The 20,428-nt window shown below is 66.6% G+C and carries 21 protein-coding genes, 1 other RNA gene and 1 riboswitch; of the genes, 16 read left to right on the forward strand and 6 right to left on the reverse strand.

Annotated features, from left to right (window positions below):
- Nucleotides 1-5: 5 nt before the first annotated feature.
- Both AC4QBL_RS05170 and AC4QBL_RS05175 read right to left on the reverse strand, forming a co-directional pair.
- Nucleotides 6-1,838: an adenylate/guanylate cyclase domain-containing protein gene (locus AC4QBL_RS05170; RefSeq protein WP_472906471.1), complete on the reverse strand. Its 1,833-nt coding sequence runs from the start codon at nucleotides 1,836-1,838 to the stop codon at nucleotides 6-8.
- Nucleotides 1,839-2,037: 199 nt separating this feature from the next.
- A complete protein-coding gene (locus tag AC4QBL_RS05175) occupies nucleotides 2,038-2,532 on the reverse strand; it encodes an SWIB/MDM2 domain-containing protein (protein WP_472906470.1) in 495 nt (164 codons plus the stop codon).
- Nucleotides 2,533-2,790: 258 nt separating this feature from the next.
- Here AC4QBL_RS05175 and rraA point away from each other — a divergent pair, with 258 nt between their 5' ends.
- A complete protein-coding gene (gene rraA, locus AC4QBL_RS05180; RefSeq protein ID WP_472906469.1) occupies nucleotides 2,791-3,309 on the forward strand; it encodes a ribonuclease E activity regulator RraA in 519 nt (172 codons plus the stop codon).
- 35 nt (nucleotides 3,310-3,344) lie between these two features.
- On the opposite strand, the gene AC4QBL_RS05185 is transcribed toward rraA, so the two are convergent.
- From AC4QBL_RS05185 to AC4QBL_RS05200, 4 genes are all read right to left on the reverse strand, one after another.
- Nucleotides 3,345-4,160 (reverse strand): sulfite exporter TauE/SafE family protein, encoded by an 816-nt coding sequence (locus AC4QBL_RS05185; protein ID WP_472898986.1) that lies wholly within the window; start codon nucleotides 4,158-4,160, stop codon nucleotides 3,345-3,347.
- 57 nt (nucleotides 4,161-4,217) lie between these two features.
- Nucleotides 4,218-4,397, reverse strand: a non-coding RNA gene (ssrS, locus tag AC4QBL_RS05190) — 6S RNA.
- 106 nt (nucleotides 4,398-4,503) lie between these two features.
- Nucleotides 4,504-4,872, reverse strand: coding sequence for a cell division protein ZapA (locus AC4QBL_RS05195; RefSeq protein WP_472906468.1), 369 nt, complete (start codon nucleotides 4,870-4,872; stop codon nucleotides 4,504-4,506).
- A complete protein-coding gene (locus tag AC4QBL_RS05200) occupies nucleotides 4,869-5,120 on the reverse strand; it encodes a coiled-coil domain-containing protein (protein ID WP_472898988.1) in 252 nt (83 codons plus the stop codon). The genes AC4QBL_RS05195 and AC4QBL_RS05200 overlap by 4 nt, the downstream gene beginning before the upstream one ends.
- Before the next feature lie 50 nt (nucleotides 5,121-5,170).
- Nucleotides 5,171-5,418: riboswitch (cobalamin riboswitch) on the forward strand.
- A 77-nt stretch (nucleotides 5,419-5,495) separates the two neighbouring features.
- Between AC4QBL_RS05200 and AC4QBL_RS05205 the strand changes: the two genes are divergently transcribed.
- From AC4QBL_RS05205 to AC4QBL_RS05275, 15 genes are all read left to right on the forward strand, one after another.
- The gene (locus AC4QBL_RS05205; RefSeq protein ID WP_472906467.1) at nucleotides 5,496-7,415 is read left to right on the forward strand and encodes a TonB-dependent receptor; all 1,920 of its coding nucleotides are present in this window, start codon (nucleotides 5,496-5,498) and stop codon (nucleotides 7,413-7,415) included.
- 7 nt (nucleotides 7,416-7,422) lie between these two features.
- Nucleotides 7,423-8,238, forward strand: coding sequence for an ABC transporter substrate-binding protein (locus AC4QBL_RS05210; protein WP_472906466.1), 816 nt, complete (start codon nucleotides 7,423-7,425; stop codon nucleotides 8,236-8,238).
- Nucleotides 8,235-8,807, forward strand: a complete 573-nt coding sequence (locus AC4QBL_RS05215) for a bifunctional adenosylcobinamide kinase/adenosylcobinamide-phosphate guanylyltransferase (RefSeq protein ID WP_472898992.1) — start codon at nucleotides 8,235-8,237, stop codon at nucleotides 8,805-8,807. Before AC4QBL_RS05210 ends, AC4QBL_RS05215 begins: the two co-directional genes overlap by 4 nt.
- Complete coding sequence (locus AC4QBL_RS05220) at nucleotides 8,804-9,691, forward strand: ABC transporter substrate-binding protein (protein WP_472898993.1); 888 nt, start codon at nucleotides 8,804-8,806, stop codon at nucleotides 9,689-9,691. The genes AC4QBL_RS05215 and AC4QBL_RS05220 overlap by 4 nt, the downstream gene beginning before the upstream one ends.
- Nucleotides 9,688-10,716, forward strand: coding sequence for a FecCD family ABC transporter permease (locus AC4QBL_RS05225; RefSeq protein ID WP_370870945.1), 1,029 nt, complete (start codon nucleotides 9,688-9,690; stop codon nucleotides 10,714-10,716). Before AC4QBL_RS05220 ends, AC4QBL_RS05225 begins: the two co-directional genes overlap by 4 nt.
- A gap of 4 nt (nucleotides 10,717-10,720) precedes the next feature.
- Nucleotides 10,721-11,521, forward strand: coding sequence for an ABC transporter ATP-binding protein (locus AC4QBL_RS05230; protein WP_370870946.1), 801 nt, complete (start codon nucleotides 10,721-10,723; stop codon nucleotides 11,519-11,521).
- 29 nt (nucleotides 11,522-11,550) lie between these two features.
- Entirely contained in the window at nucleotides 11,551-12,132 is a 582-nt protein-coding gene (gene cobO / locus AC4QBL_RS05235) for a cob(I)yrinic acid a,c-diamide adenosyltransferase (RefSeq protein WP_305334222.1), read from the forward strand.
- Nucleotides 12,133-12,159: 27 nt separating this feature from the next.
- Nucleotides 12,160-13,161 (forward strand): biotin synthase BioB, encoded by a 1,002-nt coding sequence (bioB, locus tag AC4QBL_RS05240; RefSeq protein ID WP_472899293.1) that lies wholly within the window; start codon nucleotides 12,160-12,162, stop codon nucleotides 13,159-13,161.
- Nucleotides 13,162-13,172: 11 nt separating this feature from the next.
- Nucleotides 13,173-13,589 (forward strand): aspartate 1-decarboxylase, encoded by a 417-nt coding sequence (panD, locus tag AC4QBL_RS05245; protein WP_304839308.1) that lies wholly within the window; start codon nucleotides 13,173-13,175, stop codon nucleotides 13,587-13,589.
- Nucleotides 13,590-13,660: 71 nt separating this feature from the next.
- Complete coding sequence (gene bioA / locus AC4QBL_RS05250) at nucleotides 13,661-14,968, forward strand: adenosylmethionine--8-amino-7-oxononanoate transaminase (RefSeq protein ID WP_492131652.1); 1,308 nt, start codon at nucleotides 13,661-13,663, stop codon at nucleotides 14,966-14,968.
- Nucleotides 14,958-15,638, forward strand: a complete 681-nt coding sequence (gene bioD / locus AC4QBL_RS05255; RefSeq protein ID WP_305334225.1) for a dethiobiotin synthase — start codon at nucleotides 14,958-14,960, stop codon at nucleotides 15,636-15,638. Before bioA ends, bioD begins: the two co-directional genes overlap by 11 nt.
- 4 nt (nucleotides 15,639-15,642) lie before the next feature.
- Nucleotides 15,643-16,902, forward strand: a complete 1,260-nt coding sequence (locus AC4QBL_RS05260) for an aminotransferase class I/II-fold pyridoxal phosphate-dependent enzyme (protein ID WP_305659807.1) — start codon at nucleotides 15,643-15,645, stop codon at nucleotides 16,900-16,902.
- Complete coding sequence (gene cbiB, locus AC4QBL_RS05265; protein WP_304840697.1) at nucleotides 16,899-17,876, forward strand: adenosylcobinamide-phosphate synthase CbiB; 978 nt, start codon at nucleotides 16,899-16,901, stop codon at nucleotides 17,874-17,876. Before AC4QBL_RS05260 ends, cbiB begins: the two co-directional genes overlap by 4 nt.
- Nucleotides 17,873-18,874, forward strand: a complete 1,002-nt coding sequence (locus AC4QBL_RS05270) for an aminotransferase class I/II-fold pyridoxal phosphate-dependent enzyme (protein WP_304840699.1) — start codon at nucleotides 17,873-17,875, stop codon at nucleotides 18,872-18,874. The genes cbiB and AC4QBL_RS05270 overlap by 4 nt, the downstream gene beginning before the upstream one ends.
- An 11-nt stretch (nucleotides 18,875-18,885) precedes the next feature.
- Nucleotides 18,886-20,367, forward strand: a complete 1,482-nt coding sequence (locus AC4QBL_RS05275) for a DUF3375 domain-containing protein (RefSeq protein ID WP_304840747.1) — start codon at nucleotides 18,886-18,888, stop codon at nucleotides 20,365-20,367.
- The last annotated feature ends 61 nt before the right edge of the window (nucleotides 20,368-20,428 follow it).

Genomic DNA, 20,428 nt, shown 5'->3' on the forward strand with positions numbered 1-20,428 from the left:
CCTCATCAATGTTCAGGCAGGCCCAGACTTTTCAGCGCCTCCGCACCGCGTTGGCGCAAAGAGCTCGTGCTTCCGTAGGAAAGGAACTTGGAGACCGTCAGGTCGGGCTGCAGCGACAACAAGACGTCAAAGGTCTTGCGGGCTTCGGCGGTCTGGCCGGACTCGTGTTGTGCCGTCAGGAGCGCGCGCAGCGTGGGCGCGTGGTAGCGGTTCTTCTGCAATGACGACTGGCACATCGAAATGGTGTCGCTCAGTTGTCCCGCCATCAGGTAGCTGTTGGCCAGCAGCATTTCAAAGTAGAAACGCTGCGGGTCCACCGGCGAGAGGCTTTGTGCCTGCTCCGACTCGGAAACCGCAACCGTGGCGTTCCCCCACATGCAGGACCAGAAGCCACGGTAGAGCCACGCCATGGGATCGTTGGGGTTCATCTGCGTGGCATTGTTCAACAGCGCTTTGGACGCATCCAGGTCGTGACCAAGGTGGCACATGGCGTGCCCCTTGATCGCCATCGCCATGGAACTGTTGGGCTCCAGGTCGAGGGCTTTGTCGGCCACGCTCATCGCTCGGCGGAAGTCGTCGGCGGGGTTGGACGTCAGGCCTTGCACCACCTGCATGATGTGCCATTTGGCCAGCCAGGCCCAGGGCGCGGCCACGCGTTTGTGTCGCTCAGCCACAGCTTCGAGCAATTGGCGGCTGCGCTTCAGATCGCGCGGGGTGGAGCGGTGCATGAGCGTGATGCCCCCGAGCATGAGGCTGTTGCTGTCCAGTTTGGGCAGGGGAAGCACCAGGCTGCGCTGTACTTCGGCATTGAGCAGGGCACGGGCGCAGGCGGTGCTGATGGTGGCCATCAATTCGCTGTGCACTTCCATCAGGTCCATGGTGTCGCCACTCAGGCGCTCCGCCCACAACACCTCGTTTCGGCGGGTGTCCGCCAGCTCGACCATGATGACCACCTTGCTGCCCAAAGTGGTGTAGTTGCCACTGAGCACGAAGGCTGCGTCCAGCCGGGCATCTATCTCGCCATGGCTGGTGCTGCGCCCCCTGAAAGCGGTGGTGGACAGGCGCGAGATCACGCGCAAATCCTGGCTGCGGGAGAGCTGTGCGATCACGCCGTCGGCAATCAGCTCGCCAATCACGAAGTATTCCGGTGAAGGGTTGCGCGCTTCGAAGGGCACGACCGCAATGGAAGGGCGAAAGTCGATCGGTACGGCTTCGCGTTGGGCGTGCCGCCAGACCATTTTGGCCTCTTCTACGGGATGCACGCGCCAGGTTCGCACCGGCTCTGGCCAGTGCTTGAGGTAGCTCTCACCCATGTCTTCAATCTGCGCATCGATGCCGTCCACGATCCCGTCGCACACGCTTGCGGTGATCACGGTGTCTCCCGGTGCGCCGAGGTCCGCCACGCGTGCAGCCAAGTTCACGCCGTGGCCGTACACGTCGTGCGTGTCCACATACAGATGGGCGGCGTTGATGCCTGCGCGCAGATGCATCTGCTCTGCGGCTGGCAGGCTCTGGTTGACGGGGTTGAAATACCGGTGCAGCGCCATGGCGGTTTGCACCGCCTGGGAAGGGTGGTCAAACTCGGCCAGCAGTCCATCGCCCAGACTTTTCACCAAGCGCCCGTTTTGGCGGGGCAGCACATCGTGCTCGGCATGGCGCATAAAACCCATCCAGCGTTCAACCACAGCCGCTTCGTTGGCCGCCATCAGGTGCACCGATTCCACCAGATCGATCACCAGCACCACTTTGTATTGGTGCAGTCCAAGCGTCGGGGCTGAAAGGACTTCTTGGGCGAAGTTTTCAGCCGACAGGAGGGGCGGGGACGATGGGGAAGTCATACCTCATTGGTAGTAATGATCGTATTCAGTTTCTCATATATCGGATGCGCGATTGGCTCTGCCCGCATTTATCTTGAGGTGCCTTCTGCTCCAGGACCACGCATGGTTCCTGGGCTGCGCCCCAAGCAAAAGAGCCGGCTTTCGCCGGCTCTTTTGTTGCTTCAAGCCAGGCCCGAAAGCCATGGGCATCCGCGTCAGATCACTTCAGGTGATCGTTGATCATCTTGGTCATCTCGAACATCGAAGCCTGGGCCTTTTTGAAGATTTCCTTCAGCTTGGCGTCGGCGTTGATCATGCGGCGGTTCACTGCGTCTTGCAGGTTGTGCTTTTTGATGTAAGCCCAGACCTGCTTGGTCACCTCGGTACGTGGCAGCGGGGTTGCGCCCACGATGGCGGCCAGCGCTGCGCTGGGGGTCATGGCCTTCATGAAGGCGGCATTGGGGGTGCGCTTCTTGGCAGGCGCCGCAGCCTTTTTGGCTGGGGCTGCTTTTTTGGCAGGAGCTGCAGCTTTTTCGGCGGGAGCGGCCTTCTTCACGGGTGCAGCGGCCTTTTTGGCAGGAGCTGCCTTTTTCGCAGGTGCTGCTTTTTTTGCAGGTGCTGCAGCCGCTTTGGCTGGAGCAGCTTTCTTGACCGGTGCCGCAGCCGTCTTGGCGGGAGCCGCTTTTTTCGCAGGAGCTTTTTTCGCAGTTGCCATGGTTGTATTTCCTTCTAGAAGTGGAATGTGCGCCAGTGCAAAAATGCGCTCTTACACCGGTGTCTCGGATGCTAATAGAGTTGCATCGCCATTCCAAGGTGGCGAATGCTGTTTTTTGCAGTTTTTCATAGCAAGCAGTGGGGTTATTGCATACGAAAACAACATTTTTGCCCGCAGTCGCTGCAAGGGGCCTGTCAGAGCCTGCGCACAGACTCAAAATCACGTCAAAGCTTTTTTCTTTTCCTCTTGTGTTTTGCCATGCCAACGACCTCTGATTCAATCCTTGCTGTCGCTACGTGCGATCTCTGCGACGCGCACAAAAACGACGCCTCTGGCGCCTTCCGGGTGTTGCCGCCGGTGTTTCGAGACTTCGGCGCCGTGCAACGTTTTTCAGGCCCGGTGGTCACCATCAAATGCTTTGAAGACAACACCCTGGTGAAGGGTGCCGTGGACAGCCCGGGCGAAGGCCGTGTGCTGGTGGTGGATGGCGGCGGTTCCTTGCGCCGTGCCTTGGTGGGCGGCAACCTGGGCGCTGCTGCCGCGCGCAACGGCTGGGCCGGCGTGGTGGTGGACGGCTGCGTGCGCGATGTGGCCGAGTTGGCCCTGTGCCAGACGGGTATCCGCGCCTTGGCGGCCATGCCGCTGCCTACCGAAAAGCGCAACGAAGGGCAGCGCGATGTGGCGGTTCAGATTCAAGGGGTCTGGGTGCGGCCTGGCGAATGGCTCTACGCGGACGAGGACGGTGTTGTGGTGTCCTCAACCGCCTTGCATGCCTGAGAATTTTGGGCGCCTGGCGCGCCCAGTGCGCGCACTCAGACGCTGAGGCCTTTGTAGAGCATGTAGGCCGCCAGCACATACAGGATGCTCGCGAACACCCGTTTGAGTGATTTGACGGGCAAAGCATGGGCGGCCCGAACCCCCAGCGGGGCCATGATGACGCTGGCTGTGGCGATCACCACCAGGGCGGGCAATGAGATGTAGCCCAGCGAGCCTGCGGGCAAGCCAGCCACGCCCTGGCCCGCCACCACATAGCCCAGCGCGTTGGCCAGTGCGATGGGAAAGCCCAGGGCGGCGCTGGTGGACACGGCGTTGTGAATGGCCACGTTGCACCACGTCATAAAGGGCACGCTGACAAACCCACCGCCGGCGCCCACCAGGCCCGACAGAAAACCAATGACCGTCCCCGCGCTGATCTGCCCGGCAGTGCCCGGCAAGGTGCGAGACGGTTTGGGCTTTTTGTCGAGCAGCATCTGGGTGGCCGAGAAGCTGACGAAAGCCGCGAAAAACAGGGCCAGCCAGGCACCTTTGAGCAGCGCAAACACACCCACGCTGGCCAGTGCCGAGCCCAGCACAATGCCGGGCGCCAGGCGTTTGACGATGTCCCAGCGAACCGTGCCGCGCTTGTGGTGCGCACGCACGCTGGAGATGGATGTGAAGATGATGGTGGCCATCGACGTGGCAATCGCCATCTTGACCGCGAGGTCAGGAGCAACGCCCTGACCGCTGAGGATGATGGTGATGAACGGCACCATGAGCATGCCGCCGCCGATGCCCAGCAAGCCGGCGAGAAAGCCGGTACACAGGCCCAACAGCACGAGTTGGGCGATCAGCAAGGGGTCAAGCAGCATGGGGGATTGGTGAAAGTTACGCTCAACTTTCGCCGCCGAACGCCAAACCTGAAGAATAGGGTGTCTGCAAGTGCCGCCGGACCGGCATCCTGAACCGGGGTTCAGGTGGGCAAGGGCAGCGTGACTTCGGGTTCATCTGACGCGAGATGCTCACACCCGCCACGCAATGTACCAAGCCCGGGCTCTATGAGCATTGGTTCAAGGAAATATAAAGCCCGGCGCGCACTGCAGACAGGCAAATTGTAGGCCCTGAATGGGGCTTGTGCGGTTTGCGTTCAGATAAAAAACAAGGGCCAAACGGCCCTTGTTGATGACACCGGGTGGTCGGCGCAACGGTCCAGCGTCAAATCAGCTGGCCGTCGCTGCCCAGGGTTTTGTCGAGCCGCCGCATGAGATCGTCCAGGCGGGTCTGGGTGTGCGGGGAGGCATCGTTTGCAGAGCCGTTGAGCATGGCTCCGTTGCTCGGCGCAGCCGCCGGTGCCGCGGCGCTGGTGGATTCTTTTTGCGACAACTCAAACGCGAGGTTGAGCGAGGCCAGCACCGCGATGCGGTCGCGCGCCTTCACCTTGCCGGCATCGCGGATGCGGCACATGGCGGTGTCCACGCGCTCCACCGCATCGAGTAGCGCAGACTCACCCCCCACGGGGCAGGCCAGCAAGTAGCTCTGGCCCATGATCTGCACTTCAATCTGTTTGCTCGCAGGCTTGTTCATGCGCGGTCCTTGCTGGGTGTGTCTGCTGCGGTGTGCGCCGCGCTAGCTGTTGGCTGAGGCAGGCGGTCCAGCAGCGCGTCGATGCGGGCTCTGGCCGCATTGAGTCGTGACTTGAGCGAGTCGCGCTCGGCCTGCAGCGCTTGAACCTGCTCGTGCAGCAGGGTGTTGGTGCGTTGCAGCTCTTCATGGCGCAGCAGCAAGCGCTCTACGCGCTCGGTGATCTGGTCAAGGTGCTTGGGATCTGCCATGGTGTCGGTTCGAAGTTTTCACATTGTAGGGTTGTCGCAAGTTCTCACGCTTTAGAATGCACGCTGTTGGTGCTCGCGGTGTGGTTCACATGCCGCAGTTCAACGGGAAGCAGGAGGGAAAGTTCACATGAACCGACCTAACCTGCGCTGCCCCCGCAACGGTAAGCAGACGAGAACCCTGAAGCCATTTCAGGCGACTCCGCTTTCATCTCACAACCACTGGGCGCTGCCAAGCGCCTGGGAAGGTGATGAAGGTCGTTCTGCCAGCCCGGATACCGGCCAACGAGGTGGCGGTGCGTCTGAAAAGGACGTGCCGCCGTGACGCTCATGCACCGTCGGGGAAGGCGGTGACGGCACATCCGTTGTTAGTTTTTCATGAAAAATCGTCCTCTGCGCGCGCCTTTGGCCGTGCTCTCGCTGGCTGTTCTGGCCACGTTCTCTTCGCACGCCCAAAACGTTGTCACGACCGATCTGCCCGAGACGGTGGTCACGGCCACGCGATTCGCTGAACCCCTCGCGTCTTTGCCCTTGGGAGTGAGTGTGATCACACCCGACGATATCCGGGCATCTGGCGCCACCACCGCGAACGAAGCCGTGATGCGTCTTCTGGGGGTGCCTGGCCGTCTTGACTATTACGGCGGGGCTAACTACACCCTTGATCTCCGTGGGTTTGGCGAAACGACCAACAGCAACCAAGTTGTGGTTGTGGATGGTCAGCGTCTCAATGAGGCCGATTTGGGAATCCCTCTCTTGGCGGGCATTCCCATTGAGTCAATTGAACGCATTGAGGTGCTGCGAGGAAGTGGGGCGGTCTTGTACGGAGAAGGTGCGACGGGCGGTGTGATCGTGATCACGACCAAGGCCGGTTTGGGCAAAGACCGCCGCAACAAGGCCTCTGTTTACGGCGGGGCAGGATCAAACGACCTTCGCGAATTGCGTGCCAGTGCCACACTGGCTTCTGGAGGGTTTTCGGTGGATGTGTCTGGGCAGCGTAGAGACACGGACAACCACCGGGACAATTTTCGGGCTAAGTCGGATGCCGCCAGTATCACGGCCCAGTGGTCCAACGATGCCTTTCGAGCGGGTATTCGCCACAGTCAGGACGCTGTCGAGACTCGGTTGCCTGGAGGGTTGACCATTGCCCAGTTTGAGGCAAATCCATCTCAGACCAATACGCCCAACGACTGGGCACGTATTCGCAACACCCGGGACGGTCTGTTCGCTGAGGCGTTGATGGGCAACTGGCAACTAGCTGGTGAAACGGGCTGGCGAGACAAGCAACTGCGAAGCGCCTCATATGACTACGACGTGGATGCCAACAACTACGGCCTAAGGGCACGGCATGAATCTCGTATCGGTGATGTAAGGAATCAGTTGGTAATTGGACACGACTATTCCCGCTGGGCCCGTGAGGCGTACGGATCGACTTCCAACCACAAGGCGCGAGGTTGGTATTTGCAGGACGACGTAACACTGGCTTCGGGTACCCGATTCTCGGGCGGTGTGCGTACTGAACGAATGGACAAGGATGCGTATGACGGCAGCAGCAGATTGGCAGATCGTCAACACGCATGGGAACTGGGTATCAGCCATTCGATGTCCTCAACATCACGAGCTTGGGGACGATTGGGCCGGAGTTTCCGTCTGGCCAATGTAGACGAGTTCAGCTTCACGAACCCATCGGTCGCTATCCGCCCGCAAACCTCTCGCGATGCTGAGGTTGGTTGGAACTGGAAGCAGGCCTCCTACCAGCTGGAGGTCCGTGCGTATCGCAACATCTTGACCGATGAGATTGGCTACGACCCGAAAGCCCTGGGGGCAGGCCAATATGACGGCCGCAACGTCAACTTTGACCCTACGCGACGCCAGGGGCTGGAGGTCGAAGGCCGTTGGGCTGTCAACCGTGAGCTAGCACTCAATGCGAATCTGAACTTGCGTCGCGCCACCTTCCGTTCTGGTGGCTACGATGGCAATGACGTACCGCTGGTAGCAAGACAGACCTTGGCTTTGAGGGCTCACTGGAAGCCTGCTGAAGGGCACGGAGTCACAGGCGGAATCAACTGGGTAGGTGCGCGGTATGCCGATTCTGCTAACCAGTGCAGCATGCCCTCCTACACGACAGCCGATATTCGCTATGCCCGCCAATGGAACAACGTAGAGTTGTCGCTGAGCGTGAACAACATGTTTGATCGCCAGTACTTCACACTGGGCTTTGGTTGTTCTGGTGGACAGGTCGAATCGGTCTATCCCGAGGCTGGCCGCACCTTGACAGCGGCCTTGCGTGTCTCGTTCTGACCCCGATATGAACTCTGCTCACCTCGGCCCACAACGCATCGTCTGCCTGACCGAAGAAACCACCGAGTGGCTTTACTTGCTGGGGCAAGAACACCGCATTGTGGGTATCAGTGGCTACACCGTTCGCCCGCGCCGGGCGCGAGACGAAAAGCCCAAGGTGAGCGCGTTTCTCACCGCCAAGGTGGACAAAATTTTGGCGCTGCAGCCCGACTGTGTGTTCGGTTTTTCCGACTTGCAGGCCGACATTGCTGCGTCGCTCATACGCGCTGGCGTGCAGGTGACGGTGTTCAACCAGCGCAGCGTGGACGAGATTTTTTCCATGCTGTACCAGGTGGCGGCCATGGTGGGCTGCACCGAGCCGGCGCTCGCCTGGATGGACGCCACGCGCCAGCGGCTGGCCGACATGGCCCAAGCGGTGGCGGCCTTGGAAGCGGCGGGCAAGCGCCGCCCCAAGGTCTTTTTTGAAGAGTGGGACGAGCCGCACATCAGCGGCATTCGCTGGGTGTCCGAGCTGCTGGGCCTGGCCGGTGGCGACGATGTGTTTCCCGAGCTGGCTGTTGAGTCGCTGGGCAAAAACCGCATCATTGCCGACGGCGCCGAGATCGTGCGCCGCAACCCGGACATCATCATCGGCTCCTGGTGCGGCAAGAAGTTTCGGCCGGAAAAGGTGGCGGCCCGTGCGGGCTGGCAGGACGTGGCGGCGGTGAAGACCGGGCAGCTGTTTGAGATCAAGTCGGCCGATATTTTGCAGCCCGGCCCGGCGGCGCTCACCGACGGTGTGGCGCAGATGCACCGCATCGTGACGAACTGGATGGCACGATGAACATGGAACGCAGCGAATTCATATTGGGTGGCCAGAAAAGTGGTAAGTCGCGCCGCGCCGAGCTGCTGGCCAGCGCCTGGCTGAACGCCGCGCCCGACCACCGCGCGGTGTTGATTGCAACCGCCCAGCCCTGGGACGATGAGATGCGCGAGCGCATTGCCCGCCACCAGCTGGACCGGGCGCAGCGCGTGCCGGGCATGGCCACGGTGGAAGAGCCGCTGGCGCTGGGTGCGGCCCTGCGCCAGCACAGTGCGCCCCACACGCTGGTGGTGGTGGACTGCCTCACGCTGTGGCTCACCAACCAGCTCATGCCGGCCGACGCGAGCCAGGCGGCCAGCGCAGACGGCTTGCAGGCGGCCTGCCATGCGCTGTGCGGTGCGCTGGAAGAGGCGCGTGGGCCGGTGGTGCTGGTGGGCAACGAAATTGGGCTGGGCGTGATCCCGATGGGGCGCGAGGTGCGCGCCTTTGTGGACGCGCTGGGCCAGCTGAACCAGGCGGTGGCGGCCGCGTGTGATCGCGTCACGCTGATGGCGGCGGGCCTGCCGCTGGTGTTGAAAGGTGCGGCATGAAAATCAGCAAGCGCTTGGGTTTGCTGTGGGTGTTTCTGGCGGGCTGGGCGCTGCTGCTGGGCAGCGTGCACGCGGCCGGGCTGCAGGTGACCGACGACCGGGGTGTGACCGTGCGCTGGGACGCGCCACCGCAGCGCATTGTTTCGCTGTTGCCCTCGCTGACCGAGACGGTGTGTGAGCTTGGCCAGTGCCACCGCCTGGTGGGGGTGGACCGTTACTCGAACTGGCCAGCGACCATTGCCGCGCTGCCGCGCGTTGGGGGTGGCATTGACCCGAACGTGGAGGCCATCGTGGCCCTGCGGCCCGACGTGGTGCTGCTGGCGCAATCGTCGCGGGTGGTGGAGCGGCTGGAGTCGCTGGGGCTGAAGGTGGTGGCGCTCGAGCCCAAGAGCCACGCCGATGTGCAGCGCGTGCTGGGCAAGGTGGCGCAGGTGGTGGGCGTGGACGCGCAGGCCACCCAGCGCATCTGGCGGAACATTGACGCGGCGGTGTCGGCGGCGGCGCAGTCGCTGCCGGCGCGCGTGAAAAACACCCGCGTGTACTTCGAAGTGAACCGGGCGCCGTATGGTGCGGGCACGTCGTCTTTCATTGGTGAAACGCTGACCCGGCTGGGCGTGCAAAACATCGTGCCCGCCAGCCTGGGGCCGTTTCCCAAGCTCAACCCGGAGTTTGTGGTGCGCGCCAACCCGGACGTGATCATGGTGGGCGACCGCAACTTTGAGGGCATGACGCAGCGCCCCGGCTGGCGCAGCATCCGCGCCGTGCGCGAAGAGCGGCTGTGTGTGTTCCCCAACAACGAGTCTGACGTGTTGGTGCGGCCCGGCCCCCGCATGGCCGAGGCCGCCCGCCTGATGGCGCGTTGCCTGCAGGAGAAAGCGCCGTGAACACCGCCACGCTGCAAACCGCTGTGACGGCCGAGCGGACAACGTCTGCGCGCCCGCTGTGGCTGGCGGTGGGTTTGGTGCTGGGTGGCGGCGTGCTGGCGGTGCTGGGGCTGGGCGTGGGCAGCACCGGGCTGGAGGCGGTGTGGAACATGCTGGCCGACCCGGTGGCGGCGCAGATTGTGTGGGAGATCCGTGCGCCGCGCACCGTGGGCGCGTTTGCCGCCGGCGCCTTGCTGGGGCTGGCGGGCGCGGTGGCGCAGGGCCTGTTTCGCAACCCGCTGGCCGATCCGTTTTTGCTGGGCAGTGCCTCGGGTGCCTCGCTGGGTGTGGCGCTGGCGCTGGCGGGGCTGGGCGTTTCGCCGTTTGCCACGCAATGGGTGGTGCGCCTGGGGCTCACCGGCGCGGCCTTTGTGGGTGCGGTGCTGGCGGTGCTGCTCACGCTGGCGCTGGCGCGTGGGGTGCAGCACACGCTGCGCCTGCTGCTGGCTGGTGTGGTGGTGGGGGTGGTGCTGGGTGCGCTCACCTCGCTGGTCACGCTCACCACGCCAGATATTTTGCAGGCCATGCAGGCTTTCATGCTGGGCTCTACCGGGTTTGTGGGCTGGGCGTCTTGCGCGTTGATGGCCGGCATTGGTTTCGTGTGCCTGTTGCTGGCCTGGGGCTTGTCGCGCGTGCTCGACGGGCTGGCGCTGGGCGAGTCCACCGCGCTCAGCCTGGGCCTGCCGCTGGGGCCGCTGCGCGCGGCCCTGGTGGGTGTGCTGGCCCTGGCCACCGGCACCGCCGTGGCGCAAACCGGGCTGATCGCCTTTGTGGGCCTGGCCGCGCCGCACCTGGTGCGCGCGGTGGTGAAAACCACCCACGCCTGGCTGGTGCTCCTGGCCAGCCTCATGGGCGGCGTGTTGCTGATGCTGGCTGACACCCTGGCCCGTGGCCTGCTGGCGCCCCAAGAGCTGCCTGTGGGCGTGCTCACGGCGGTGCTGGGCGGTGGCTACCTGCTGTGGCTCATGCGCAAGCGGGTGGGGTGATAGCATGTTGAACAAGGCCCACTCTGCCATAGCCTTGCAAACGCTGGACCTGCACGCCACGCTGGGCCTGGGCCACAACCAGCGCCAGGTGTTGCAAGGCGTGAACCTGGCGCTGGGCGCTGGCCGCTGGACCAGCATTGTTGGCCCCAACGGTGCGGGCAAGTCCACCCTGCTGCGTGCGCTGGCGGGGGTGCTGCCTTGCCAGGGCGACGTGCTGCTGCACGGGCAGCCCATGGCGCGCATGGCGCCGCGTGAGCGCGCCCGGGCGCTGGCCTGGCTGGCGCAAAGCGGCGCGGGTGAAGCCAGCGCCGACGACCTCACGGTGTACGACGTGGCCTTGCTCGGGCGCCTGCCGCACCAGGCCTGGCTGGCCCCGCCCAGCCCGGCCGACCACGCGGCGGTGGAGCGCGCGCTGCGCCAGACCCAGGCCTGGGACTGGCAGTGCCGCCCGCTGGGCGCGCTATCGGGCGGCGAGCGCCAGCGCGTGTTGCTGGCGCGGCTGCTGGCGGTGGAAGCCGATGTGTTGCTGATGGACGAACCGCTGGCCAACCTGGACCCGCCGCACCAGGCCGACTGGATTGCGCTGGTGCGCAGCCTGGTGGCGCAGGGGAAAACCGTGGTCAGCGTGCTGCACGAAATCACGCTGGCGCTCATGGCCGACGAGGTGGTGGTGATGCAGCAGGGCCGCATTGTTCACGCCGGTTCGGCCCAGCAAGCCGCTGCGCACCGGGCACTGGAAGCGGTGTTCGAGCACCGCATCGCCATTCATGCGCTGGGCCCGCGCTGGGTGGCGCTACCCCAATAAATCCCCTTTTTTTGACAGGACATCGAGCCATGGAAATTGAATCGGCACCCACCGAGAAGCGCTATGAAAAACCCGAGGGCGAGCGACGCGGGCTGTTGATCGTGCACACCGGCGACGGCAAGGGCAAGAGCACGGCCGCCTTTGGTCTGGCCTTGCGCGCCTTTGGCCGCACGCACGTGCACGGCAAGCTGGTGAAGATTTTTCAGTTCATGAAGGTGCCTTCCGCGCGCTTTGGCGAGCACCGCATGTTTGAGCAGATCGGTATTCCGATCGAAGGACTGGGCGACGGTTTCAGCTGGAAAAGCCAGGACCTGGAACACTCGGCCCAGCTCGCGCGCGACGGCTGGGAAAAAGCCCGCGCCGCCATTTTGAGCGGCGACTATTTCATGGTCACGCTCGACGAACTGACCTACCCGCTGATCTACGGCTGGCTGCCGCTGGAGGGCGTGTTGCAAACCCTGCGCGACCGCCCGAAGCACACCCATGTGGTCATCACGGGCCGGCGCTGCCCGCCTGAAATCATCGAGCTGGCCGACACCGTGACCGAAATGACACTGGTGAAGCACGCCTTCAAGGCGGGTATCCCGGCTCAGCGCGGTATTGAAGACTGACCCACCTGGAGAACCCCGATGACCGTGATCGTTGAAACCCCCGTGACACTGCACCGCCCCGTCAAGAGCGTGTCGAAGACGCCACAGCGCTGGCCCGTCGCCGAGGTGCAGGCCCTGCTGGACCTGCCGTTGCCCGAGCTGATGCACCGCGCCCAGACCGTGCACCGCGAGCACCACGACCCCACCGAGATGGAGCTGGCCACACTGCTGTCGATCAAGACCGGTGGCTGCCCGGAGGACTGCGGCTATTGTCCGCAGTCGGTGCACTATGAGACCGGCGTGCCGGCCACCAAGATGATGACACCCGACGCCGTGCGCGAAGCCGTGCTGGGCGCCAAGGCGGCCGGTGCCTCGCGCTTCTGCATGGGCGCGGCCTGGCGCGCGCCCACCGACCGCGACCTGGAGAAGGTCGAAGAACTGGTGCGTGTGATCAAGGACCAAGGCCTCGAAGCCTGCTGCACCCTGGGCATGCTCACGGGCGACCAGGCGCAACGCCTCAAGGGCGCCGGGCTGGACTACTACAACCACAACCTCGACACCGCACCCGAGCTGTACGGCAACGTCATCACCACCCGCGACTACCAGGACCGGCTGGACACCCTGGGCCACGTGCGCGGGGCCGGCATCCATGTGTGCAGCGGTGGCATCGTGGGCATGGGCGAATCGCGCGCTGGGCGCGCCGGTCTGATCGCGCAGCTGGCCAACCTGGCGCCGTACCCCGAATCGGTGCCGATCAACCACCTGGTCAAGGTGCCGGGCACGCCGCTGGCCGACGAGCCCGACCTCGACCCGCTGGAGTTTGTGCGCACGGTCGCTGTGGCCCGCATCACCATGCCCAATGCCAAGGTGCGTCTGTCGGCCGGGCGCCGGCAGATGGACGAATCGACCCAGGTGCTGTGCTTCCTGGCCGGGGCCAATTCCATCTTTTATGGCGACAAGCTGCTGGTGACCGGCAACCCCGACGTGGAGGCCGATCGCGCGCTGCTCCAGCGCGTGGGCCTGAAAACGCGCCACACCTTCGGCGCTTGAGGAGATCCCCCATGTTCCGCACCCTGCTGAAATCCAAAATCCACCGCGCCACCGTCACCCACTGCGAGCTGCACTACGAAGGCTCCTGCGGCATCGACGAAGACCTGCTGGAGGCGAGCAACATCCGCCCCAACGAACAGGTCCACATCTGGAACGTCAACAACGGCGAACGTTTCATCACCTACGCCATCAGGTCGCCGCGCGGCAGCGGCATCATTTCGCTCAACGGCTCGGCCGCCCGGCGCGCCAGCGTGGGCGACCTGGTGATCATCGCGGCCTTCGGCATGGTGCACGAAGACCAGCTCGACGAGGCCGTGCCGAAGCTGGTGTTCCCCGACGCCGCCAACCGCATCGTCGAGACCCGCAGCGAGCCCGCCGGTCCGCAGGCCGGCGACCCGGTCATCCGGCCCCTGGGCGCCGAGCTGTGACGCAGCCCGTGTCGGCCAACGCCGCCTGGCGCCAGCGCAGCCTGGCCGCCGTCTGGCACCCGTGCACGCAGATGAAGCTGCACGCGCCCGAGGGTGTGGCGTTGCCGCTGATTCCCGTGGCGCGGGCCGAAGGCGTGTGGCTGCACGACCACGAAGGCCGGCGCTACCTCGACGCGATCAGCTCCTGGTGGGTCAACCTGTTCGGCCACAACCACCCCGCGATCCGCGCCGCGCTCATCGACCAGCTGCACACGCTGGACCACGTGATGCTGGCCGGCTTCACCCATGGGCCGGTGGTGGAGCTCTCCGAGCGCCTGGCCGCGCTGACCGGCCTTGGCCACGCCTTCTACGGCAGCGACGGCGCCAGCGCCACCGAGATCGCGCTGAAGATGAGCGCCCACCACTGGCGCAACGCGGGCCGGGCCGACAAGTGCCGGTTCGTCGGCGTGGCCGGGGGTTACCACGGCGAGACCGTGGGCGCGCTGGCCGTGACCGACATCGCGCTGTTCCGCGAAGCCTATGCGCCGCTGGTGCGGCTGGCCGCCACCGTGCCCAGCCCCGACGCCCGCGGCGCGGCGCCCGGCGAAACCCCGGCCGACGTGGCCGAGCGGGCCGCCGCCGCCCTGGGCGACTGGCTGGCCGAACACGCGCACGAGACCGCCGCCGTGATCATCGAGCCGCTGATCCAGTGCGCCGCTGGCATGGCCATGCACGACCCCGTGTACCTGCGGCGCGCGAGAGAACTCTGCGACCAGCACCAGGTGCACCTGGTGCTCGACGAAATCGCGGTCGGCTTCGGCCGCACCGGCACCTTGTTCGCGCACGAGCAGGCGGGCATCCGGCCCGACTTTCTCTGCCTCTCCAAGGGCCTGACCGGTGGCACGCTGCCGCTGTCGGTGGTGCTCACCACCGACGCGGTGTACGCCGCCTTCTACGACGACGAGGTGGCGCGCGGCTTCCTGCATTCGCACAGCTACACCGGCAACCCGCTGGCCTGCCGCGCCGCGCTGGCCACGCTGGACCTGTTTGACCAGACCGACGCGCTGCGGCAGAACCTGGGCACCAGCGAGCGGCTGGCCGCGCAGTTCGCGCCGATCTCCCACCACCCGCGCGTGCGCCACGCGCGGCGCAAGGGCATGGTCTTCGCGTGGGACGTGCTCAGCAGCCTGCCCGACTTCGGCCGCCGCTACGCCCGCCACGCGCTGGCGCAGGGGCTGCTGCTGCGGCCCATCGGCCACACGCTCTACGCCATGCCGCCCTATGTGATCGACGAGGCCGAGGGCGAGCTGCTGGCCCGTGGCGCGCTGACCGCGCTCGACGCCACGCTGGCCGAAGAGACCGGCCCGGTGCCGGTGAGCGGGGTGCCCGATGGCGTTTAACGGCTGCTTCGTCACCGGCACCGACACCGGCGTGGGCAAGACCCTGGTGAGCGCCGCGCTGCTGCACACGCTGGCGCGCCACCATGCCCGCGTGGTCGGCATGAAGCCGGTGGCGGCCGGCCTGGTGTTGCAAGGTGGCGAGTGGGTGGCGGAAGACGCGCGGGCCTTGCGCGCCGCGTCCACCGTGGCCGTGCCGCCCGCGCTGGACAACCCGGTGGCGCTGCCCGAGCCGCTGTCGCCCCACCTGGCGGCCGCGCGCGCGGGCCGGCGCGTGGGCGTGGCCGAGCTGGTGGCGGCGCACCGGGAGCTGCGTGGCCTGGCCGACGTGGTGCTGGTCGAAGGCTCGGGCGGCTGGCGCGTGCCGCTGAACGAAAACGAGACCCTGGCCGACCTGGCGGTGGCGCTGGCCCTGCCGGTGGTGCTGGTGGTGGGCCTGCGCCTGGGTTGCCTGAACCACGCGCTGCTCACCGCCGAAGCCATCCGCGCCGACGGCCTGCAGCTGGCCGGCTGGGTGGCCAACACCGTGGACCCTGCCATGGTCTGCCGCGACGAAAACATCGCCACGCTGTGCCAGCGCCTGGGCGCGCCGTTGCTCGGCGTGGTGCCCTGGCAGCCGCACACCCCGGAGGCACGCCAGATCGTGCTGGACCTGCCTGCAACATGGCAATGAAAGGATGGCCATGAGCTGGCTGAACGAATTTGACGAACGCCTCGCCGCGCTGGATGCACAGTCGCTGCGCCGCGTGCGCCGCGCGGTCAAGCCCGAGCCGGGTGCCCGGCTCAACGTGGACGGCGTGTCGCTGCTGGCCTTCTGCAGCAACGATTACCTGGGCCTGGCGCAAGACCCGCTGCTGCGCCAGGCGGTGCACGCCGCAGTGGACCGCTACGGCGTGGGCTCCGGTGCCTCGCCCATGGTCAGCGGCCACAGCGTGGCCAACGCCGCGCTGGAACGCGAGCTGGCCGAGGCCGTGGGCCTGCCGCGCGCGCTGTATTTCTATGCCGGCTACGCCACCAACGCCAGCACCGTGCCGGCCCTGGTGGGTGAGGGCGACGCGCTGTTTTCCGACGCGCTGAACCACGCCTGCCTGATCGACGGCGCGCGCCTGTCCAAGGCCACGGTGCACCGCTTCCCCCACGGCGACCTGGCCCGGCTCGACGCCTTGCTGGCGGCCAGCCCGGCGCGCCGCAAGCTGGTGATCAGCGACGCGGTGTTCAGCATGGACGGCGACGTGGCCGACATCACCGGCCTGCACGCGCTGTGCGAGCGGCACGATGCCTTGCTGCTGCTCGACGACGCACACGGCTTTGGCGTGCTGGGCCCGCAGGGGCGGGGCGCGCTGGCCGCCGCCGGCCTCACCGGCGCGGGCGCTTCGCCGCGCGTGCTCTACATGGCCACGCTGGGCAAGGCGCTGGGCGTGGCCGGCGCCTTCGTGGCCGGGCCCGAGCGGCTGGTGGAGTGGCTGCTGCAAAAGACGCGCAGCTACACCTACGCCACCGCCGCGCCGGCCCTGCTGGCCGAGGCCGTGCGCGCCGGCCTGCGCTGCGTGCTCGGTGCCGAGGGCGAGCGCCGCCGCCAGCACCTGGCCGCGCTGATCGCGCAGCTGCGCCGGGGCCTGGCGCCGGGCGCCCACGCGGCCATCGACGCCGCCGGCTGGGCGCTCACGCCCTCGGACACCGCGATCCAGCCGCTGGTGATTGGCGACAACGCCGCCGCGCTGGACGTGATGGCGCGCCTGCGTGCGCAGGGCCTGTGGGTGCCCGCCATCCGCCCGCCCACCGTGCCCGAGGGCACGGCCCGTTTGCGCATCGCCCTGTCGGCCGCGCACCAGGCCGACGACGTGGACCAGCTGCTGGCGGCACTGCACGCGGCCGCGGCCGGGCGTCTGGCCCTGGCTGACGCCGACGCCGCCGCGCTGCAAGGCGCCACGCCATGACCGACCCGCAGGCGCTGTCACCGGTAGCCATCGGCGCCTTCGCGGTGCTGGTGGCGCTGGGGGTGGACCGCCTGTGGGGCGAGCCGGCGGCGCGCTGGCACCCGGTGGTGGGGATGGGGCGTTACCTGGGCTGGGCCGGCCAGCGCATCGCCACCCCGGTGCCCACGCCGCAAGCCGACCGGTGGCGCGTGTTCGCGCGCGGCGCGCTGGCCTGGCTGCTGGGTGCCGCGCTGGTGGCGCTGAGCGCCTGGGCGCTCGCCCGCGCGCTGGGCGCCGGGCCAGGGTGGCTGCAGGCGCTGGCGCTGGGCGTGCTGCTCAAGCCGCTGCTAGCCTGGCGCATGTTGCGCGACGAGGTGCGGGCGGTGGAGGCTGCGCTGGCGTCGTCACTGGCTGAAGGGCGCGCCCGGCTGGCCTGGCTGGTGAGCCGCGACGTGACCACCCTGGACGCGGCCCAGGTGCGCGAAAGCGCCATCGAGACCCTCGCCGAGAACCTCAACGACTCGGTGGTCGCGCCGCTGTTCTGGTTCGCTGTGGCCGGCCTGCCAGGCGCGGCGCTCTACCGCTTCGCCAACACGGCCGACGCCATGTGGGGCTACCGGGGCGAGCGCCAGGGCCGTGACTGGACCTGGGCTGGCAAGTGGGCGGCGCGGGCAGACGACGTGTTGTCGTGGCTGCCGGCGCGCATCACGGCGGTGTTGCTCGCCGGGCTGGGCGCGGTGGGGCGCTGGCGCGAAGTGCGCGCTCAGGCGCGTCTCACACCCTCGCCCAACAGCGGCTGGCCGATGGCCGCCATGGCGCTGGCGCTGGACGTGCACCTGGCCAAGCCCGGCGTGTACACGCTGCACCCCGCAGGGCGCAGCCCGCAGGCGGCAGACACCGCGCGGGCGCTGCAACTGGCGGGCCGCGTGGTGGGCGCGCTGGCGGCGCTGGCCGCTGGGGTTCTGGTGGCGGGGCTTTGGAGCCACGCGGCATGAACATGCCCACGCGCCAAGAGCACGGTGGGCCGGACGCCCAAGGCGTTCCCCGGTGGGACTTTTCCACCAACGCCAACGTGTGTGGGCCATGCCCCGTGGCGCTGGCCGCGCTGGCGCAGGCCGATGCGCAGCATTACCCCGATCCCGCTTACGCGGCGTTGCGCGCAGCGCTGGCGGCGTTTCATGGCGTGTCGGCCGAGCGCATCGTGGTGGCCGGCAGTGCCAGCGAGTTCATTGCGCGCATTACCGCAGCGGTGGTGCGTGCCGGCGGGCACAGCGTGTGGCAACCCGCGCAGGCCTATGGCGACTACGCGCGGGCCGCAGCGGCCTGGGGCTTGCAGCGTGTGACCGATCCGGTCGCCGCCAACTTGCTGTGGCTGTGTGAGCCGTCGAGCCCGCAGGGCATGGCCGAACCCCTGGCGCAGGCCGTGGCGGAGCAGGGCGGCGTGGTGGTGCTGGACCGCGCTTATGAGCCTTTGCGCCTGGCTGGTCGCTGCAGTCTGGACGCCGCTGCCCTGGACACCGTTTGGCAACTCTGGTCGCCCAACAAAGCGCTGGCGCTCACCGGCGTGCGCGGCGCTTACGCCATTGCGCCGCTCGGCGCCGGTGCGCTGCAAGCGACACTGGAAAGCCTGGCGCCCTCGTGGCTGCTGGGCGCCCACGCCGTGGCCATGCTCACCGCTTGGGTGCAGCCCGACACGCAGGCCTGGCTGGCGCACAGCCGTGAGCAATTGCGCGAATGGAAAACGCAGCAGCTGGCGCTGTTGCGCAGCCTGGGCTGGCAGTGCTTGTCCAGCGACGCGAACTACCTGTGCGCGCAGGCGCCCGGGCCGGTGAACGTGGCCGGCTTGCGCGCGCAAGGCATCAAGCTGCGCGACACCACCAGCATGGGCTTGCCGGGCCACTGGCGCCTGAGCGTGCAGCCGCCCGCTGCGCAGGCTGCCCTGGCGAAGGCTTTGGCGCTGACGGAAAATGGCAACGTGTCACGACACCCTTGACTGGAGCCACCATCCAACTCGACCACAGCACCCTGGAGATGCAGCGCCGCCAGCACCCGGCCTGGCGCCTGCTGGCGGCGGACTCTGCGCCGCTGGTGGCCAGCTTTTTGCACCGGGTGTTCGTGGTGCCCAATGTGCGGGTGATGGCGCAGTCCAGTCTGGTGCAATTGCTGGATGACACGCTCTATGGCCTGCGCGAGCAACTCGGGGCGCAGGCGTTTCCCAAGTCGGCGCAGGCTTATTTGAACGACTGGGCCGCCAACGACAAGGGCTGGCTGCGCAAGTTTTACCCAGCGGGTTCCGATGAACCCCACTTCGATCTGACCCCGCCCACCGAGCGAGCCCTGGCTTGGCTGGGCAGCCTGTCGGACCGCAGCTTTGTGGGCACCGAATCGCGTTTGCTGACCCTGTTTGGCTTGCTCAAGCAAATGAACGATGGCAGCGAAACCAACCCCCAGGTTCGGCTGGCCGAGCTGCACAAACAACGCGACGCCATCGACGCCGAGATAGCCCGGGTGACCGAGGGTGACCTGGCCTTGCTTGACGACACCGCACTGAGAGACCGCTTCCAGCAGTTCACCGGCCTGGCGCGCGAACTGCTGGCGGATTTTCGGGAGGTGGAACACAACTTTCGGGCCCTGGACCGCACCGTGCGTGAGCGCATTGCCCTGTGGGACGGGGCCAAGGGCGCGCTGCTGCAGGCGATCGTGGGCGAGCGCGACGCCATCGCGGAGTCGGACCAGGGCAGGAGCTTTCGCGCCTTCTGGGACTTCCTGATGTCACAGTCGCGGCAAGCCGAATTCACGCAGTTGCTGGAGCGTGTGCTGGCGTTGCCCCCGGTGGCGTCGCTGGCGCCGGACAGGCGCCTCAAGCGCGTGCACTACGACTGGCTCGAAGCCGGTGAACACGCCCAGCGCACGGTGGCGCAGCTTTCGCAGCAGCTGCGCCGGTTTCTGGACGACAAGGCCTGGCTGGAAAACCGCCGCATCATGGAAATTCTGCGGGGCATCGAAGGCAAGGCGCTGGCGATGCGCGATGGCGCGCCAGACGCACTGCGCGCACCCGATGTCATGCAGATGGACGAAGTGGGCGTCGGGTTGGCCTTGCCGCTGGAGCGCCCTTTGTACCAGCCACCACAGCACACCGCGCTCAGCAGCGTGGCCCTGCAGGCCGGCGACGGCGATGTGGATGCTGCCGCCCTGTTTTCCCAGGTGCGGGTGGACAAAGCGGCGCTGTCGGCCCACATCACACGGTCCTTGCAGACCCGGGCGCAAGTCACCTTGGCGGAGCTGTTGCAGACACGACCGTTGCAGCAAGGTCTGGGCGAACTGGTGGCCTACCTGCAACTCGCCAGCGAGGCGCCGGGATCGGTGGTGGATGAGACGACGATGGACACGGTGGAGTGGTTGGCACGGGACGATGCGGATGCCGGCCCGGCTGGCCCCGTGACCCGGCGTGCCGAGTTGCCACGGATCATTTTCGTGCGCGGCTGAGGGTTTCGATGGAACCGCGCAACAAGGAGCCTCATGGTCATTTCGGCCGAAAAATCAGGTG

The sequence above is a fragment of the Hydrogenophaga sp. L99 genome (assembly GCF_058731905.1).

Coding starts and splice junctions, on each gene's coding strand:
- AC4QBL_RS05210 (WP_472906466.1), top strand. CDS start 7,423: ATGAACTCTGCTCACCTCGGCCCACAACGCATCGTCTGCCTGACCGAA.
- AC4QBL_RS05200 (WP_472898988.1), bottom strand. CDS start 5,120: ATGGCAGATCCCAAGCACCTTGACCAGATCACCGAGCGCGTAGAGCGC.
- AC4QBL_RS05170 (WP_472906471.1), bottom strand. CDS start 1,838: ATGACTTCCCCATCGTCCCCGCCCCTCCTGTCGGCTGAAAACTTCGCC.
- AC4QBL_RS05220 (WP_472898993.1), top strand. CDS start 8,804: ATGAAAATCAGCAAGCGCTTGGGTTTGCTGTGGGTGTTTCTGGCGGGC.
- AC4QBL_RS05185 (WP_472898986.1), bottom strand. CDS start 4,160: ATGCTGCTTGACCCCTTGCTGATCGCCCAACTCGTGCTGTTGGGCCTG.
- cobO (WP_305334222.1), top strand. CDS start 11,551: ATGGAAATTGAATCGGCACCCACCGAGAAGCGCTATGAAAAACCCGAG.
- cbiB (WP_304840697.1), top strand. CDS start 16,899: ATGACCGACCCGCAGGCGCTGTCACCGGTAGCCATCGGCGCCTTCGCG.
- AC4QBL_RS05215 (WP_472898992.1), top strand. CDS start 8,235: ATGAACATGGAACGCAGCGAATTCATATTGGGTGGCCAGAAAAGTGGT.
- AC4QBL_RS05175 (WP_472906470.1), bottom strand. CDS start 2,532: ATGGCAACTGCGAAAAAAGCTCCTGCGAAAAAAGCGGCTCCCGCCAAG.
- AC4QBL_RS05205 (WP_472906467.1), top strand. CDS start 5,496: ATGAAAAATCGTCCTCTGCGCGCGCCTTTGGCCGTGCTCTCGCTGGCT.
- AC4QBL_RS05195 (WP_472906468.1), bottom strand. CDS start 4,872: ATGAACAAGCCTGCGAGCAAACAGATTGAAGTGCAGATCATGGGCCAG.
- AC4QBL_RS05230 (WP_370870946.1), top strand. CDS start 10,721: ATGTTGAACAAGGCCCACTCTGCCATAGCCTTGCAAACGCTGGACCTG.
- AC4QBL_RS05270 (WP_304840699.1), top strand. CDS start 17,873: ATGAACATGCCCACGCGCCAAGAGCACGGTGGGCCGGACGCCCAAGGC.
- panD (WP_304839308.1), top strand. CDS start 13,173: ATGTTCCGCACCCTGCTGAAATCCAAAATCCACCGCGCCACCGTCACC.
- bioA (WP_492131652.1), top strand. CDS start 13,661: ATGAAGCTGCACGCGCCCGAGGGTGTGGCGTTGCCGCTGATTCCCGTG.
- bioD (WP_305334225.1), top strand. CDS start 14,958: ATGGCGTTTAACGGCTGCTTCGTCACCGGCACCGACACCGGCGTGGGC.
- rraA (WP_472906469.1), top strand. CDS start 2,791: ATGCCAACGACCTCTGATTCAATCCTTGCTGTCGCTACGTGCGATCTC.
- AC4QBL_RS05260 (WP_305659807.1), top strand. CDS start 15,643: ATGGCCATGAGCTGGCTGAACGAATTTGACGAACGCCTCGCCGCGCTG.